Source organism: Mesorhizobium sp. 8 (assembly GCF_006351905.1).
Taxonomy (GTDB): Bacteria; Pseudomonadota; Alphaproteobacteria; order Rhizobiales; family Rhizobiaceae; genus Mesorhizobium; species Mesorhizobium composti.
In genome coordinates, this window is record NZ_CP040914.1 from 4,055,254 (window position 1) to 4,068,257 (window position 13,004).

10 protein-coding genes are annotated in these 13,004 nt (G+C 65.6%); 2 read left to right on the forward strand and 8 right to left on the reverse strand.

Translation table 11 applies throughout. The features are described 5' to 3' along the window. Positions 1-5: 5 nt before the first annotated feature. From FGU64_RS19550 to FGU64_RS19585, 8 genes are all read right to left on the reverse strand, one after another. Complete coding sequence (locus tag FGU64_RS19550) at positions 6-698, reverse strand: TetR/AcrR family transcriptional regulator (RefSeq protein WP_139954667.1); 693 nt, start codon at positions 696-698, stop codon at positions 6-8. A gap of 185 nt (positions 699-883) precedes the next feature. Then, the gene (gene dddP / locus FGU64_RS19555) at positions 884-2,224 is read right to left on the reverse strand and encodes a dimethylsulfonioproprionate lyase DddP (RefSeq protein WP_139954668.1); all 1,341 of its coding nucleotides are present in this window, start codon (positions 2,222-2,224) and stop codon (positions 884-886) included. Positions 2,225-2,259: 35 nt separating this feature from the next. Then, on the reverse strand, positions 2,260-3,675 hold the full coding sequence (locus tag FGU64_RS19560) for an FGGY family carbohydrate kinase (protein ID WP_139954669.1): 1,416 nt from the start codon (positions 3,673-3,675) through the stop codon (positions 2,260-2,262). 1 nt (position 3,676) lies between these two features. Next, the gene (locus FGU64_RS19565) at positions 3,677-4,924 is read right to left on the reverse strand and encodes an FAD-dependent oxidoreductase (RefSeq protein ID WP_139954670.1); all 1,248 of its coding nucleotides are present in this window, start codon (positions 4,922-4,924) and stop codon (positions 3,677-3,679) included. Next, the gene (locus FGU64_RS19570) at positions 4,917-6,314 is read right to left on the reverse strand and encodes an NAD(P)/FAD-dependent oxidoreductase (RefSeq protein ID WP_139954671.1); all 1,398 of its coding nucleotides are present in this window, start codon (positions 6,312-6,314) and stop codon (positions 4,917-4,919) included. Before FGU64_RS19570 ends, FGU64_RS19565 begins: the two co-directional genes overlap by 8 nt. A gap of 26 nt (positions 6,315-6,340) precedes the next feature. After that, complete coding sequence (locus FGU64_RS19575; RefSeq protein WP_139954672.1) at positions 6,341-8,602, reverse strand: N,N-dimethylformamidase beta subunit family domain-containing protein; 2,262 nt, start codon at positions 8,600-8,602, stop codon at positions 6,341-6,343. 42 nt (positions 8,603-8,644) lie between these two features. Next, entirely contained in the window at positions 8,645-8,962 is a 318-nt protein-coding gene (locus tag FGU64_RS19580; protein WP_139954673.1) for an ABC transporter permease, read from the reverse strand. Between the two features lie 172 nt (positions 8,963-9,134). After that, the gene (locus FGU64_RS19585; RefSeq protein WP_230978778.1) at positions 9,135-9,911 is read right to left on the reverse strand and encodes a DeoR/GlpR family DNA-binding transcription regulator; all 777 of its coding nucleotides are present in this window, start codon (positions 9,909-9,911) and stop codon (positions 9,135-9,137) included. Positions 9,912-10,333: 422 nt separating this feature from the next. On the opposite strand from FGU64_RS19585, the gene FGU64_RS19590 reads away from it, so the two are divergent. After that, entirely contained in the window at positions 10,334-11,896 is a 1,563-nt protein-coding gene (locus tag FGU64_RS19590; protein WP_139954674.1) for an ABC transporter substrate-binding protein, read from the forward strand. A 108-nt stretch (positions 11,897-12,004) separates the two neighbouring features. Then, positions 12,005-12,994 carry an ABC transporter permease gene (locus FGU64_RS19595; RefSeq protein WP_136358590.1) on the forward strand — a complete coding sequence of 330 codons (990 nt, stop codon included), beginning with the start codon at positions 12,005-12,007 and terminating at the stop codon, positions 12,992-12,994. The last annotated feature ends 10 nt before the right edge of the window (positions 12,995-13,004 follow it).

Here is a 13,004-nt window from a genome sequence, read left to right on the forward strand (position 1 = left end):
CGTGATCAGGGCGCCTGGCGCGTGTCCACTCTGCGCAAGGCGCGCGCGACGAAGGCCTCGACCTCGCCGTCCAACGGGTCCTTGCCGGCATGGATCCGCAGATAGGCAGGCAAGTGCGCGAGACGGTTCTCGATCGACTCGACGATCTCCAGCGCATAGTAGCCGATCTGGGTAAAGTAGAGGATGCGAGCGCGGATCAGGGCATCGGATTGCGGACAGCCGCATCTCAGGAACATCGCGTATATCGCCTCGACCCGCTCGCCATCTGCGAGATCCACGACCTTGCGGACCTCGCTGGAACCGTTGGCCCATGCCCTGACCGCGAAATCCAGTCGGGGATTGAACAGGTCCTCGTCGTACCAGCACTCGAAGACGTTGAGCACGCCCTGCGTGACCGATGCGGCGGGCAGGAGCGACTGGGCGAGAATACCGCGCGTGTTGCGCTCGCGCCAGTATTGCAGGAGCTGGTCGAGCAGATCCTGACGGCTCTTGAAGTACCAGTAGAAGCTCGATCGCGATATGCCGAGCTTCTGTCCGAGAGTGAGGATGCGCACGCCGTCCACGCCGTCGCAGATCAGTGTTTTGAGAGCGAGCTTGAGCCAGTCCTCCTTGGTCGCCTTGACATTCCCGGTCGAGCCGGAGCCGGCGGCCGGGCTGGAATGGCGATCGGCGCCATTCTCTTGGGAATCCTCGCGCACTATTCTGGTCGCCTCCGTCAGTCGAGGCTCAGGCTACAGCAAATAGCGGGCGTGTACGAGCCGCAGCAAGAATGCGCGGCCAATTCCGGCCATCGCGACAACCGCTGACGGCACAGGGCATTTCGGCAACGAAGCGGAACGATTTTGTTTCCGAAAGCGAACCCGATCGCGATTTCGAAGTTGCTTCACCCGCTCATCAGAACGGGGTCGAAGGGATAGCTCGTCAGGTTCTCGTAGCCGGTTTCGGTGATGAGGACCTGATCCTCGAGCTTGATGGAGAAGCTGCCGCCCTCCGGCGAGACCAGGGCCTCGACGCACATGACCATGCCGGGTTCGAGGACGTATTCGAACGCACCGTCGTCGAAGCGGTCCGGATAGGTGATCAGCGGCCACTCGTCGCACAGGCCGGCGCCGTGCATCTTCGCGCCGTATTTCTGTTTCTGGAACGGCGCGTCCAGGTGATGTCCGCCGAACACCAGGTCCCTGAAGCGCACGCCCGGCGCCAGCAGCTCCATGTTCGTCGCGATGTGTTCGCGCGCATGACGCATGGCGTAGATCATCTCGCCCGACGGCTTGTCCGGGCCGATCCACCATGTGCGGGAAATGTCGACACACATGCCGTAGGACCCGACCAGGTCGGTGTCGAAGGCGAGGATCTCGTTCTCCTGGACGATGCGCGGCCCGCATTCCTGGAACCATGGATTGGTGCGCGGGCCCGACGCCAGCAGGCGGGTTTCGATCCATTCACCGCCCCGGCGGATGTTTTCGGCGTGCAGGACGGCCCAGACGTCGTCCTCCGACATCGTGCCCGAAGGGATGCCGGTTCGCGCCGCACGCTCCATTTCGCCCACCGCCTTCTCGCAGGCGTGCACGGCGCAGCGCATCGCCAGGATTTCGTCCGGCCCTTTGACGGCGCGCGCCTTCTCGGTGAGTTCTTCGCCGGGGAATACTTGGAAGCCCTGAGCTTCGAGGCTTCTCAGCCCATGGATCATGATCTTGTCGACGGCCAGCCGCCTGTTGGTGCCGGAATGAAGCCGCATCAACTCACGGACTTCGTTTGTGAAGGTGTCGGCCGCTTCGTCGAGCCTGTCGCCGCGGTCGAAGTAGAACAGGTTCGCACCGCTTCGCCGTTCCCTGACCAGCGGGTTGAATTCGCTCAGGAAGACCGCGTTCTTGTAGTCCCAGATGACCATGTAGCCGTCGGCGCAGATGAGGACGGCGCGAAACGGGTTGTGGGTGTTCCACAACTGCATGTTGGTGCTGTCGGTCGCATAGCGGATGTTGAGCGGATCGAACAGCAGGAGCCCGCCGTAGTCCCTTGCGTGGATGAATCGGACGAGCCGCTTCCAGCGATGCTCGCGCATGCGCGCCAGATCCGGCAGTTGCAGACCGGCCTCGGCCCACTCATCGTAGGCCAGGATGGTCGGCCCGATTTCCATCCTGTCCATATCGTTGGCCGAGCCGTCGGCGAGCGGCCCGTCGCGGCTCGGGTCGATCTTGCGGATATCGCGATAATGCCCGTCCATCGTCAGCCCGCCCTCCGATCTTGTCCGGACGTTCGCTATTGACGCCAGCCCCGGCAACGGGAGACCGCGTCTGCGAACTTCGATCGCCAGTTCGAACCTTTCCCCGGGCGACCGTCAAGTACCGAACTTTCATCTTGCGGAGGCGGCAGTTCGCCGTTCAGCGCAAGCGCGGCCAGGGCTGCGCAGCCAAGGCCGGTCAGTTCGTCGAAGGATTGCGTGACGACCCTGCGTTGCAAGGCGTCCGCCAGGAACTGCGTGAAATAGGGGCTGCGTGACAGGCCGCCGTCTATCGACAGCGTGGGGCCGAGCGCGACTTCCCCGTTCATCGCGCCGATGACGTCGGCGGTCGCCAGCGCGATGCCTTCAAGCGCCGATTGCAGCATCAGCTCGCGCGTCGTGTCGGCGGACAGGCCGAGCCACAGCCCCGCCGCCGAGCGGTCCCAGTGCGGGCAGGCGAGGCCGGAGAGCGCCGGGACGAAAACCAGGTCGCGGTCGATTGCCGCCGGCTCGGCAAAGGATTGCAATTCCTCAACTCCCTTCATCAGGCCAATCCTGCCCAGCCATTCGACCGCCGCGCCCGCATCGTAGACGCCGCCATCCACGGCATAGGTCGTCTCGCCGCCGATCTTCCAGGCGACGGTGGGCAACAGGCCGGTTTCGGGGCTGCGCACGATGCGCGATCCTGTCAGTGCCAGTGCGAACGCGCCCGTCCCGAAGGTGATCTTGGCGTCACCCGGTTTGCGGCAGCCGTGTCCGTAGAGGGCGGCCTGCTGGTCGACCACCGAGGCGGTGAGCGGAACCTTGCCGATCGTGGCGATGACCGTTCCGGCGGTCGGCCCGATGGGCGGCAAGGCTTCGATCGGCACGCCGAAAAGACGGCAAAGCTCCTCGTCCCAGGTGCAGGTGGCGAGGTTCATCAGCGAGGTGCGCGAGGCGGTCGTCGCGTCGGTGACGAAGCGTCCGCCCAGCCTGTCGAGGAAGAAGCTGTCCGTCGTGCCGAGGCGCAGGCGGCCGGCAGCCAATGCCGCGCGCGCGGCCGGCACGTTGGCGACGATCCAGCCGAGCTTCGAGGCGGAAAAATACGGGTCCAGCGGCAGGCCGGCGCGCGCCAGCGTCGGCTGTTCGGCGCCGTCGGCGCGCAGCCGCTCCAGTGTCTCGCGGGTACGGCTGTCCTGCCATACGATGACGGGCGAGAGCGGCTCCCCGCTCGCCGCATCCCATGCGAGGCAGCTTTCTCCCTGATTGTCGAGGCCGATGGCATCGACCTGTCCGGCCTCAGTCACGCATGCGGCGACATTGCGCAAGAGTTCCAGCGGATCGTGCTCGACCCAGCCAGGATTGGGATAGTGCTGCCCGTGCCGGACGGAATGGGCGATGCGGATATCGCCCGCGCTGTCGGCAAGCAAAAGGCGGGTGGACGTAGTACCCTGATCGATCGCCGCAATCCGCATCCTATCCAGATCCGCTGCCTGCTGCTTCTATGATTATGGTTCCGCCCGCTGCGCGCGGTCCCTGCAATGCCGACAGGGGTATCAGGATACGGCGCTCCGGCAAGAGGCGGCCGTTCCTGCGCCAGAGCACCTGCGAGCCGTCGCGCGCGACAAGCGGGCCGGTCGTGGCGGCCTCGACGCGGATCTGGAGGCTGTCGAGGGACCCGGTGTGCCCGGAAGCGGACAGGCGTTGCGGCACGACCAGCTTGACGTTGGCGCCGCGCACGATCGTTGTGGTGGTCACGCAGGGAGGAAGGGTTCCGGCGAGATCGTCGGCAACCATCGCGCCGATGCGCGCACCCTCACGATACGACCAGCCCGCCGTCTCGATGGGGCGAAGCAGGTTGCCGGCGGCGAAGTAGGCCGGGTCGCTGCAGCGGCCGAACTGGTCTATTGCGGGTCCGCCGCTGCCGTCGTCCAGCGCGAGATGGCTCGGGCGTACCAGCCCGGCCTCCGGCGTGAACCATCCCGTCAGCAGCACGCCGTCGCAGGAGAGTTCGCGCATCGAGCCGTCGGCCAGGCGTATCGCCACCGCTTCGACACGGCCTCGCCCCCTGATTTCGGCGATCGTCGCCCGATAGTGCATCGGAATGCCGAGCAGGCGGGGAAAGAGATCGAGCGGGCGCCGCGCCGTCGGCCGATCCGCCGCCTCGATCACGGCGACCGGCCGGATGCCGGCCTTGCGGCAGGTGGCCACTGCCGAGAGGCTGACGAGTTCCGTGCCGACGATGACGGGGCGCCGGAAGGGCAGCATCTTCTCGATATGGACTTCGTGTTGCAGCGTTCCCGTGGTGATGACCCCTACGGGGCGATCGCCGGAAATAAGCCGCGCCGCGCGCGAGCTTTCGCGGGCGCCGGTTGCCAGGATGACGCGGCCGGCGACGATTTCGACCGGGCCTGCCGCACACATAGCATCGAGCCTTGCTCCCGGTCGCAGCGCCGTCACCGACAGGCCCGTCCGGACCTCGACGCCTGCCCGACGGGCGGCCTCCGCAAGCCTGTGGGCATAGGCGGGGCCGGTGAGCACGCGGCCGAATTCACGCAGGCCGAACGGGGGATGGCCACAATGGCGGGGCACGCCGCCGACATCGGTTTCGCGCTCGAGGATCGTCACCCGCTGGACGCCACGGCCACGCAGGGCAAGTGCTGCGGCGATCCCGGCCGGTCCGCCGCCGACGATGGCCACATCGGTCACGATCGTCTCAGTCATGGCAGGTACCGACCGCCAGTGGATCGGCCAGCCGGCCTTCGCTCAGCGCGGCGACGCGCGCCTGGCAATAAAAGCCCTGGCAGCGGCCCATGCCCGCGCGTGTGCGCCGCTTCAGGCCGCCGACGTCTCCGGCGGGCAGCGGGCCGTTCAGCGCCGCTTCGATCTCGCGCCGCGTCACCAGTTCGCAATGGCAGACGATGTCGCCGTGATCCGGCTTCTGCCAATCGCGTTCCAGGTGTTCGGCAAGGTTGGGCATGCGGGGCCAGACGGAGTTCTTCAGGGGGTGGAAATTCTTTTTTTGCTTCATGTCCGCATGCAGGCGGGCGACATGGGCCGCCAGCCCGAGAGCGGCCGTCAGGCCGGTCGAGCGGATGCCGCCGACGCTGATCCAGCGCCGCTCGGCATCGGCCGAGACGCGGTATTCCTTCCTCTCGCTTGCGGGGCGCAGGCCGGCATAGACGGCCGTTACCGGCATGCCGGCGAGCGCCGGCACTATGGCGACCGCCTTGGCGATGAGGGTGCGCAGAACCGCTTCGTCGACGCCCGCGTGGTCGCGGTCGTCCTGCTCCTCCGCCGTCGGCCCGACCAGAACGTTGCCGAAGATGGTGCGCGTGAGCACGACGCCCTTGGTGCGTTCGTTTGGCACCGGCAGGATGATCGTGCGCAGGAACGCGGCGGCTGCCTTGTCGAAGACGACGAACTGCCCCTTGCGCGGCTTGATGGTGAAGCCGGCCGAACCGAGCAACCGCTGCTCGAGGATATCGCCGAACAGGCCGGCACAGTTGATCACGAGGCTAGTCCGCACCGGACCCTTGGACGTTTGCAACGCCCACTCGCTGCCGTCGAACGATCCACCCGTCACCTCGGCGCCGAAGACCGCCCGGGCGCCGTTTTCGACAGCCTGGGTCAGATAGGCGAGGGGCGCCGACCAGGGATCGATGACGTGCTCGCCCGGCACCAGAAGCGCGCCGCGGGTATCCGGCGCAAGATGCGGCTCGCGCGCCGTTACCTCGGCCGACGTCAGGCGCCTGACGTCGTCGACGCCGTTTTGTCTTGCCTGCGCCTCGATGGTGTCGAGGCGTTCACGGTCGGCCTCGTTCCAGGCGACGACCATTGCCCCGGTTTCGAGCAACGGCAGGTTCAGCCGCTCGCGGATATCCAGATACTCCCTGTAGCCTGCCTGCATGCAGGCCACTTCCAGGCTGCCGGGCGGTGCGTCGAAGCCGGTGTGCAGCAAGGCACTGTTGGCCTTGCTGGCGCCGCTCAATATGTCGGCGCCGCGCTCCAGCAAGACGGTGCGGGCGCCGTCCAGCGTGAAGCGCCGGGCGACGGCGCAGCCGACGACGCCGCCGCCGACCACCGCCACGTCGAAGAGGTCCCCGTCTGGCATGATGTCGCTCTTTTGCGCCGCTCTGTTCAGGCCTGGGGCAGCGGGAACGGCGCGGGATCCATGAAGCGCCGCAGCACGTTGAGCGTCAGCCGCGAGATGTTGTTGTCGTAGTTGTTCCACGGCAGGGCGCCGGAATAGGCGATGGAGCCGACGGAGAAGACGGCGCCGCCGTTCGGAGTCTCGAAGAAGACGAGATCGGCATGCACCTTCTCGTTGACGTCGCCGGTCGTGCCCATGTGGTTGAAGAGGAGGTCTTCGACGACATGGACGTGCGCCTCGGTCTGCCGCTCGGAGCGTGCCACCACCAGCGAATGCGGCGGCGAGCCGAGCGAAACGTCGTGCCGGTCCAGTTCCATCCCGGAAGCGCCGCCGCCGGTCAGGCCGAAATCGCCGAGGATCTCGTCGTCGACGCCGTCGAGGATGAATGCCGCGCGCGGATCGTCGGCGCCGGATGCGCGGCGATAGTAGGACGAGACGTCGAAGCCCTGCGCGGTGAAGCCGACGCCGACCAGATGGTTGGGGCTGCGGCCACCCTGACGGCGCCACATGCCGCCATACTCACCGGTAAAGGAGTGGTAGTACTCGCCCGTCGGCGGCTCCCAGGCGCGGCTGCCGCCCTCGGAGCGCCTCACCTCGATGATGCCGGGCTGGGTACGGTTGTAGGCGATGCGCCAGTAGAAGCCGTTGCCGCCGAGATAGATCAGCCGCCCGCCGCTGTGGGTGAAGCGCTGGACCGCGTCGTACATCTCGCGCGAATAGTATTCGGGATGGGTTGCGGTCATCACCGTGCGGTAGCCCGACAGCAGCGAGAAACCTTCTTCGTGCAGATCCTCGTCGGTGATGACGTCGTAGTCCTGGTCGAAGTGCTCCAGCCAGCTGGTGATGTGCGTGTCGGCGTTGAACAGCCACAGGTGCGACGGCCCCGCGCCGTGGTTGGCCTCGACCTTGGGGCGCAGGTTCAGCACCGGGCGCAGCCGCGAGGAATAATAGACGCCGCTGCCGTCCGAATGCAGGTCGTAGAGCGAGTGGCCGTATTCGCGATGCTCGTTGAGGAACTGCTGGTGCGGATGCAGTACCAGCGCGCGGTTGAGATGCAGTTCCACCAGCCCGTCATTGGTGCCGAAATGCTCGTTCGCATAGGCCATGTAGGTGGCGAGCGGGAACAGGAAGGCGAGCTTGGAGGTCGGCTTGCCGCGCGCCGGCCGCACCACGAAGGTAACGAACTGCTCCTCGCCCTCGGCATGGATGCGCACGGCATAGATGCCGCTCTTCATCGTTTCGGGAACGGTCAGCGAAAAATCCGCCTGCCAGCCTGCGTCGTAGACGTCGTCGTCGTGGAAGTGGATGGCCGACCACTGGTCGGGCCGGTCCTTCCAGCACATGCCGTCCTCGCCGGTGAAGTTGTGGCCGGTGACGCCGCGCGTCGGCATGTTGACGACCACGCCGTCGAAGCGGCGTCCCGAAATGTCGCGCACGGTGACGCCCGGAATGTCGTCGGCGAAATCCCATGCACCGGCGAGCGTGCCGGCAAGGCGTTCCGGCCAGCGGTCGCCGCGCACCGCCTCGATCTCGGCCAGCGTCAGGGCGGCCGCTGAGACGCGCGGCCGGTCGATCTTGCCGTTGTAGAGCGCGCGGCCGACGGTCCGACCGGCATCCTGGCCGCCCCAGCTCGCAGCGAACAGCAGCGGTGCCGCACTATCCCAGGCGAGCCCGGCCGGAGCGTTCGCCTCCGCGCCGCCGGAGTCGTCTATGGTCGGGAAATCGTGTTGCGGCTGCTGGTGGACGGCGACCTTGCCGGCGGCGCCGTCATAGGTCGCAGCCACCAGATACCAGTGTTTCGCCAGCATCGGCTTGCCGACCGAGAGCGTGACCTTGCCCGCGCCGTCGGACAGTTCGATCCCCGCCGATCCGTCCTCGGCGACCACCAGCGCAATGCCCTTGCCGGCCGCCTCGTCCCATTTGGAGATGATCGCCTGGCGTCCCTTCTTCGGCGTCGTCGGCATGACCATGGCCTGCATGGAGAAGTTCGGCGAGGCGGCAAAGCTGTCGCCGCAGTCGATGCGCGCGAACGAGCCGGCGTGGATGACCTGCTTGCGGCCCGGATAGCGGCCGTCGACGGCACTGGACACCGGAACCAGCTTCACCGGCGGCGCCTCGGGCGCGCTATCGCCCTGTACGACCCGCACAACGCCGGCCTCGTACTGCGGATATTCGCAGTTGACCATGAAGCGGATGGTCTGTCCCGGCATCACGCTGACGCGATCCGCATATCCGGTTATCTTGAGCATGTGGGTCTCCAGGGCGATCGGTAAGGAGGCTGCGGCTGCGGTTCAGTCGGCGAGATCGACGTCGAAATGCCGCTTCATGCGCAGCTTGAAGATGGCCCATTCGGCATCGTTGAGATTGTGGAAGATGCCATCCAGCAGGGTCATCGGCTTGGCGCGACCGTTCATGCGCACCAGCCGCCACTCCTCGTGCGGCTTCGTGCAAAGCAGCGCCAGTTTGCCGTCCATCGATTCGCTGCGGATATGATTGACCAGCCGTTGCAGGGCCGCGCTGTGTTGGCCGGTTGGCTTGGCCCGGAACTCGGCGACGAGCGCGTCGAGGTCCTCGCCCTGGATCAGCCTTTCCAGATCCTGCCTTGCCATGTCGGCCCCCTTTTTTGCGCGCGCAAACTCGGCTTCCCGGGCCCGCGCACCAAATAGAAGGGATCGCAGGCCCAGCTATTCGGTCAATAGAGCGGCTGAAAAGGTCGTTGTCAATGACCGAACGGTCAATGAGGGGTGTGAATTACATATCGTTGGCAAAGTCCGGCCAATTTCAGTCGGCCACGATCACCTCGACGCCGGCCGCCAGCAGCGCGTCCATCGTTTCGGCCGGCGGCCGGACATCCGTGACGAAGCGGTCGATGGCGTCGATCTGGCAGACGCGGGCGAAGGCGCCGCGCCCCACCTTGGAATGGTCGGCGATGACGGTGAGGCGGTCCGCCTGCTCGATCATCGCGCGCGCCACCTGGGCCTCGCCGAGCGAGAAGTCCATGACGCCGTCCCTGGCGTGGATCGCGCCGATGGTCAGCACGACATGCGCGGCGCGGAAGCCCGAAATCTGCTCGATTGTCGCTTCGCCCATGGTCTGGCTGGCATCGGGGCGATAGAGCCCGCCGAGCAGGAAAACGGTGTTGGTGCGCCTTGCCGAGAGCGTGGCGGCGACCGCGGTCGAATTGGTGACCACCGAAAGATTGTCCAGACGCGCCAGTTCTTCGGCGAGGAACAGCGTGGTGGTTCCCGTGTCGATGAACAAGGTGTCGCCGTCGTTGAACAATTGCGCCGCGGCCCGTGCAATGGCGCGTTTTCCGGCGGTCTGCTCTGCCATGCGCACCGAGAACGGGTTTTCGTCGACGAGGGAGGGCAGGCAGGCGCCGCCGTGGAACTTGCGCACGATGCCCGCGGAAGCCAGCAGGTTGAGGTCGCGGCGGATGGTTTCGCTCGAAGCCGAGAGATCCCTGGCAAGGTCCTCGACCAGGACGCGGCCCTTTTCGCGCGCCACATCCATGATCATCGTGCGCCGCTGATCGGGACTGTATCGACTGAAGGTCATTGATTCTTCACACGATGGACTGGGGCCGCGGTGACGGCGAGGCCCGTTCGGCGGTGGGTGAGACGTGCAGCGGCTGCGTTTTCATATGATCCGATCCGCTGGCAATCGCAACAGCCGCCGTCTGCCGGGAGTGCCGTACCCGAACGGGCAACTGCATTCTGCCGGTCGAATTAAATTCAGTCAACCGGATTGACTGAACGGTCAATTCAAGTACGTTATTCGGGCTACAGCTTCCGTCGACGCTCAATGCGCTGTCGTTCCGCCATCGAATTCAAGATGGAAGTTGTGTCATTCAAGTGACTTGACAGAGACTACGGGTCTGTTGAAGTCTGGATCACGCAGCGGGAGGAGGCTGCGCGGCTCGAGGGCCGCTCAGGTCTCGCGGCGAACAACGCCACTGGGCAAGCTGAGGGGAGTTCTTCATGATATCGACACGACGCACGTTTCTCGCCGGCGCCACGGCGCTCGGCGCGGGCTCGCTGCTGATCGGACCCGGCCGCATCGGACGGGCACTGGCGCAGGACGCCAGCACGCTGATCTTCGCCGCCGCCGGCACGGTGACCAGCAGCTGGGACCCGTCCTCGCACACCATCGCGCCGCAGATCACCGCCGAGGCGCTGGTGTTTGGCCGCCTGACCAAATGCCTGATGAAGCCGGAGAATCCGGGCGAGATCCTGCCGGATTTGGCGCTCGAGTGGAAGCTGATCGACAAGTTCACGCTGGAGTACAAGCTGCGCCAGGGCGTCAAGTTCCATGACGGCAAGGACTTCAAGGCCGAGGACGTCAAGGCGACCTACGAATATGCCTCGCAGCCCAGCCGGCCGGCTTCCGCCTGGTATCCCGGCCAGGTCGAGGTCGAGATCGTCGACGACTACACGGTTCGCCTCAAGACGGAGAAGTACGGCTATCCGGCACTGAACTTCTGGTACGTGTCGTCGTTCCTGCCGATCCTCTCGGCCAAGGACGTCGCCGATCCGAACGTGCTCAAGCAGCGGCCGAACGGCACCGGCGCCTTCCGCTACCAGGAAACCAAGGGCGACCAGATCGTCTTCAAGGCGAATGCCGATTATTACGACGGCAAGCCGCAGATCGAGACGCTTCTGTGGAACTACGTGCCGGACGCAAACACCCGCGTTCTCGGCCTGCTCAACGGCCAGTACCACCTGACCGAGCGGCTGGAACCGGAGCAGTTTGAATCGCTCAAGAAGGAAGCCAACGTCACCACCGACAAGGGTCTTTCCAGCGAGAACAAATACCTGCATTTCCGCTGCAACAAGCCGCCGTTCGACGACGTCAGGGTTCGACTGGCCGCCGTCCATGCCATCGACCGTGACCAGATCCTGGCCATCGTCGGCGAAGCGGGACAGGCCTCCAACTGCCACATCTCGCCGGTCAAGTTCGGCTATACGGACGTTCCGGATTATCCGAAGTTCGACCCCGAAATGTGCCAGAAGCTGCTGGCCGAAGCCGGCTTCCCCAATGGCCAGGGCCTGCCCGAGCTCGAATACATCACCTCGGTCGGCTTCTATCCGAAGACCCGCGAATATGGCGAGCTGGTCACCGCCATGCTGCAGGAGCAGGGCTTCAACGTGAAGCTGACGACGCTGGAGCCGGCGGCTTGGGAAGAGCAGATCTACCGCCGCGCCGACGGCCAGGGTCCCGGCCACATCATCGACGTCGGCTGGATCACCGGTTCGCCCGAGCCGGACCTCGTCCTGCGCCCGAACTACTATTCCAAGTTCGCGCTCATCAACGGTGTCAACGATCCCGAGATCGATGCTTCGCTCGACAAGGAGCGCAACGCCGAATCGACGGAAGAGCGCCTGAAGGTTCTCCAGGAAGAGACATTGCCGCTGCTGGCCGCCAAGGTGCCCAGCCTGTCGCTTTATTCCTCGGTGTTCCTGCGGGCGATGTCGAACAAGCTGCAAGGGGCCTATTTCTACCCGAACGGCCCGATCGACCTCAGCAAGGCGACGCTGGGCTGACGCCCGCATGTCTGTAGCCGGCGGCGCCCTTGCGGGCGCCGCCGGCGCGCAGCATCATCGGCCTAGCGCCCCGGGCGCCGGCCTCCTTTCCTGTCGGGACGGCATTGGATGGCATTCGCGATCGAATTTTTCCTGCGGCGCATCAGCCAGGGGCTGGTGATCGTCCTTCTTGTCGCCTTCGTGATCTTCACGCTGCTGCGCATCGTTCCCGGCGATCCGATCCGGATCATCCTCGGTCCGATGACGCCGGCCAGCGTGCTGGAACAGACCGCCAAGGATCTCGGCCTGCGCGATCCGATCCTCGTCCAGTTCGGCCGCTTCGTCGGCCAGGTCGCCACCGGCGATCTCGGCCGGTCCTTCATCCGCGGCCTGCAGGGCGGCAGCGCCGGCGGCTCGCAGGACGCGGCCGGCTACAATCCCGAAAGCCGGGCGTCGGTCGCCGAACTGATCGGCACCGCTCTGCCTTACAGCCTCCAACTGGCCGGGCTGGGCATCCTGTTCGCCTTGCTGGTCGCGGTCCCCATCGGCATGGCAGCGGGTCTGAGGGCCGGCAAATGGCCGGACCGGCTCGGCCTCTATGTCAGTTCGCTGTTCGTTTCGCTGCCCAACATCTGGGTGGCGGTGGTGCTGATCTTCTTGCTGTCGGCCAAGGCGGACTTGTTGCCGGCGATCGGCTATCGCGGCTTCTCCTACACCATCATCCCGGCCATGGTGGTGGCGATCGAGCTGTCGCCGGTGATGATCCGCGCCATCTCGGTGTCGGTCGCCGCCAATCTCGGCGAGATTTACTACGACGTCGGCATGGTGCGCGGCCTGTCGCGCTGGACGATGATCTTCAAGCATGTGCTGCGCAATGCGGCCGTGCCGCTGCTCAACTTGTTCGGCGCGCAGATGATCGGCATGCTGCTCGGCGGCCTGTTCGTCGTCGAATACATCTTCAGCTATCCCGGCGTCGGCATGCTCACCATCAACGCTGTTTTCCAGCGCGATTTCCCCATCATCCAGGCCGTCGCGATCCTGGCTTCGGGTGCGCTGGTGGCCATCAACATGCTGGTCGATTTCACCTCCACGACGATCGACCGTCGTCTGAAGTTCTAGGGAGCGGCCG

What these genes read in the sequence shown, in the direction of transcription:
- FGU64_RS19575 (WP_139954672.1), bottom strand. Translation starts at nt 8,602, where the DNA reads ATGCTCAAGATAACCGGATATGCGGATCGCGTCAGCGTGATGCCGGGA.
- FGU64_RS19590 (WP_139954674.1), top strand. Translation starts at nt 10,334, where the DNA reads ATGATATCGACACGACGCACGTTTCTCGCCGGCGCCACGGCGCTCGGC.
- FGU64_RS19570 (WP_139954671.1), bottom strand. Translation starts at nt 6,314, where the DNA reads ATGCCAGACGGGGACCTCTTCGACGTGGCGGTGGTCGGCGGCGGCGTC.
- FGU64_RS19585 (WP_230978778.1), bottom strand. Translation starts at nt 9,911, where the DNA reads ATGACCTTCAGTCGATACAGTCCCGATCAGCGGCGCACGATGATCATG.
- FGU64_RS19580 (WP_139954673.1), bottom strand. Translation starts at nt 8,962, where the DNA reads ATGGCAAGGCAGGATCTGGAAAGGCTGATCCAGGGCGAGGACCTCGAC.
- FGU64_RS19565 (WP_139954670.1), bottom strand. Translation starts at nt 4,924, where the DNA reads ATGACTGAGACGATCGTGACCGATGTGGCCATCGTCGGCGGCGGACCG.
- dddP (WP_139954668.1), bottom strand. Translation starts at nt 2,224, where the DNA reads ATGGACGGGCATTATCGCGATATCCGCAAGATCGACCCGAGCCGCGAC.
- FGU64_RS19560 (WP_139954669.1), bottom strand. Translation starts at nt 3,675, where the DNA reads ATGCGGATTGCGGCGATCGATCAGGGTACTACGTCCACCCGCCTTTTG.
- FGU64_RS19595 (WP_136358590.1), top strand. Translation starts at nt 12,005, where the DNA reads ATGGCATTCGCGATCGAATTTTTCCTGCGGCGCATCAGCCAGGGGCTG.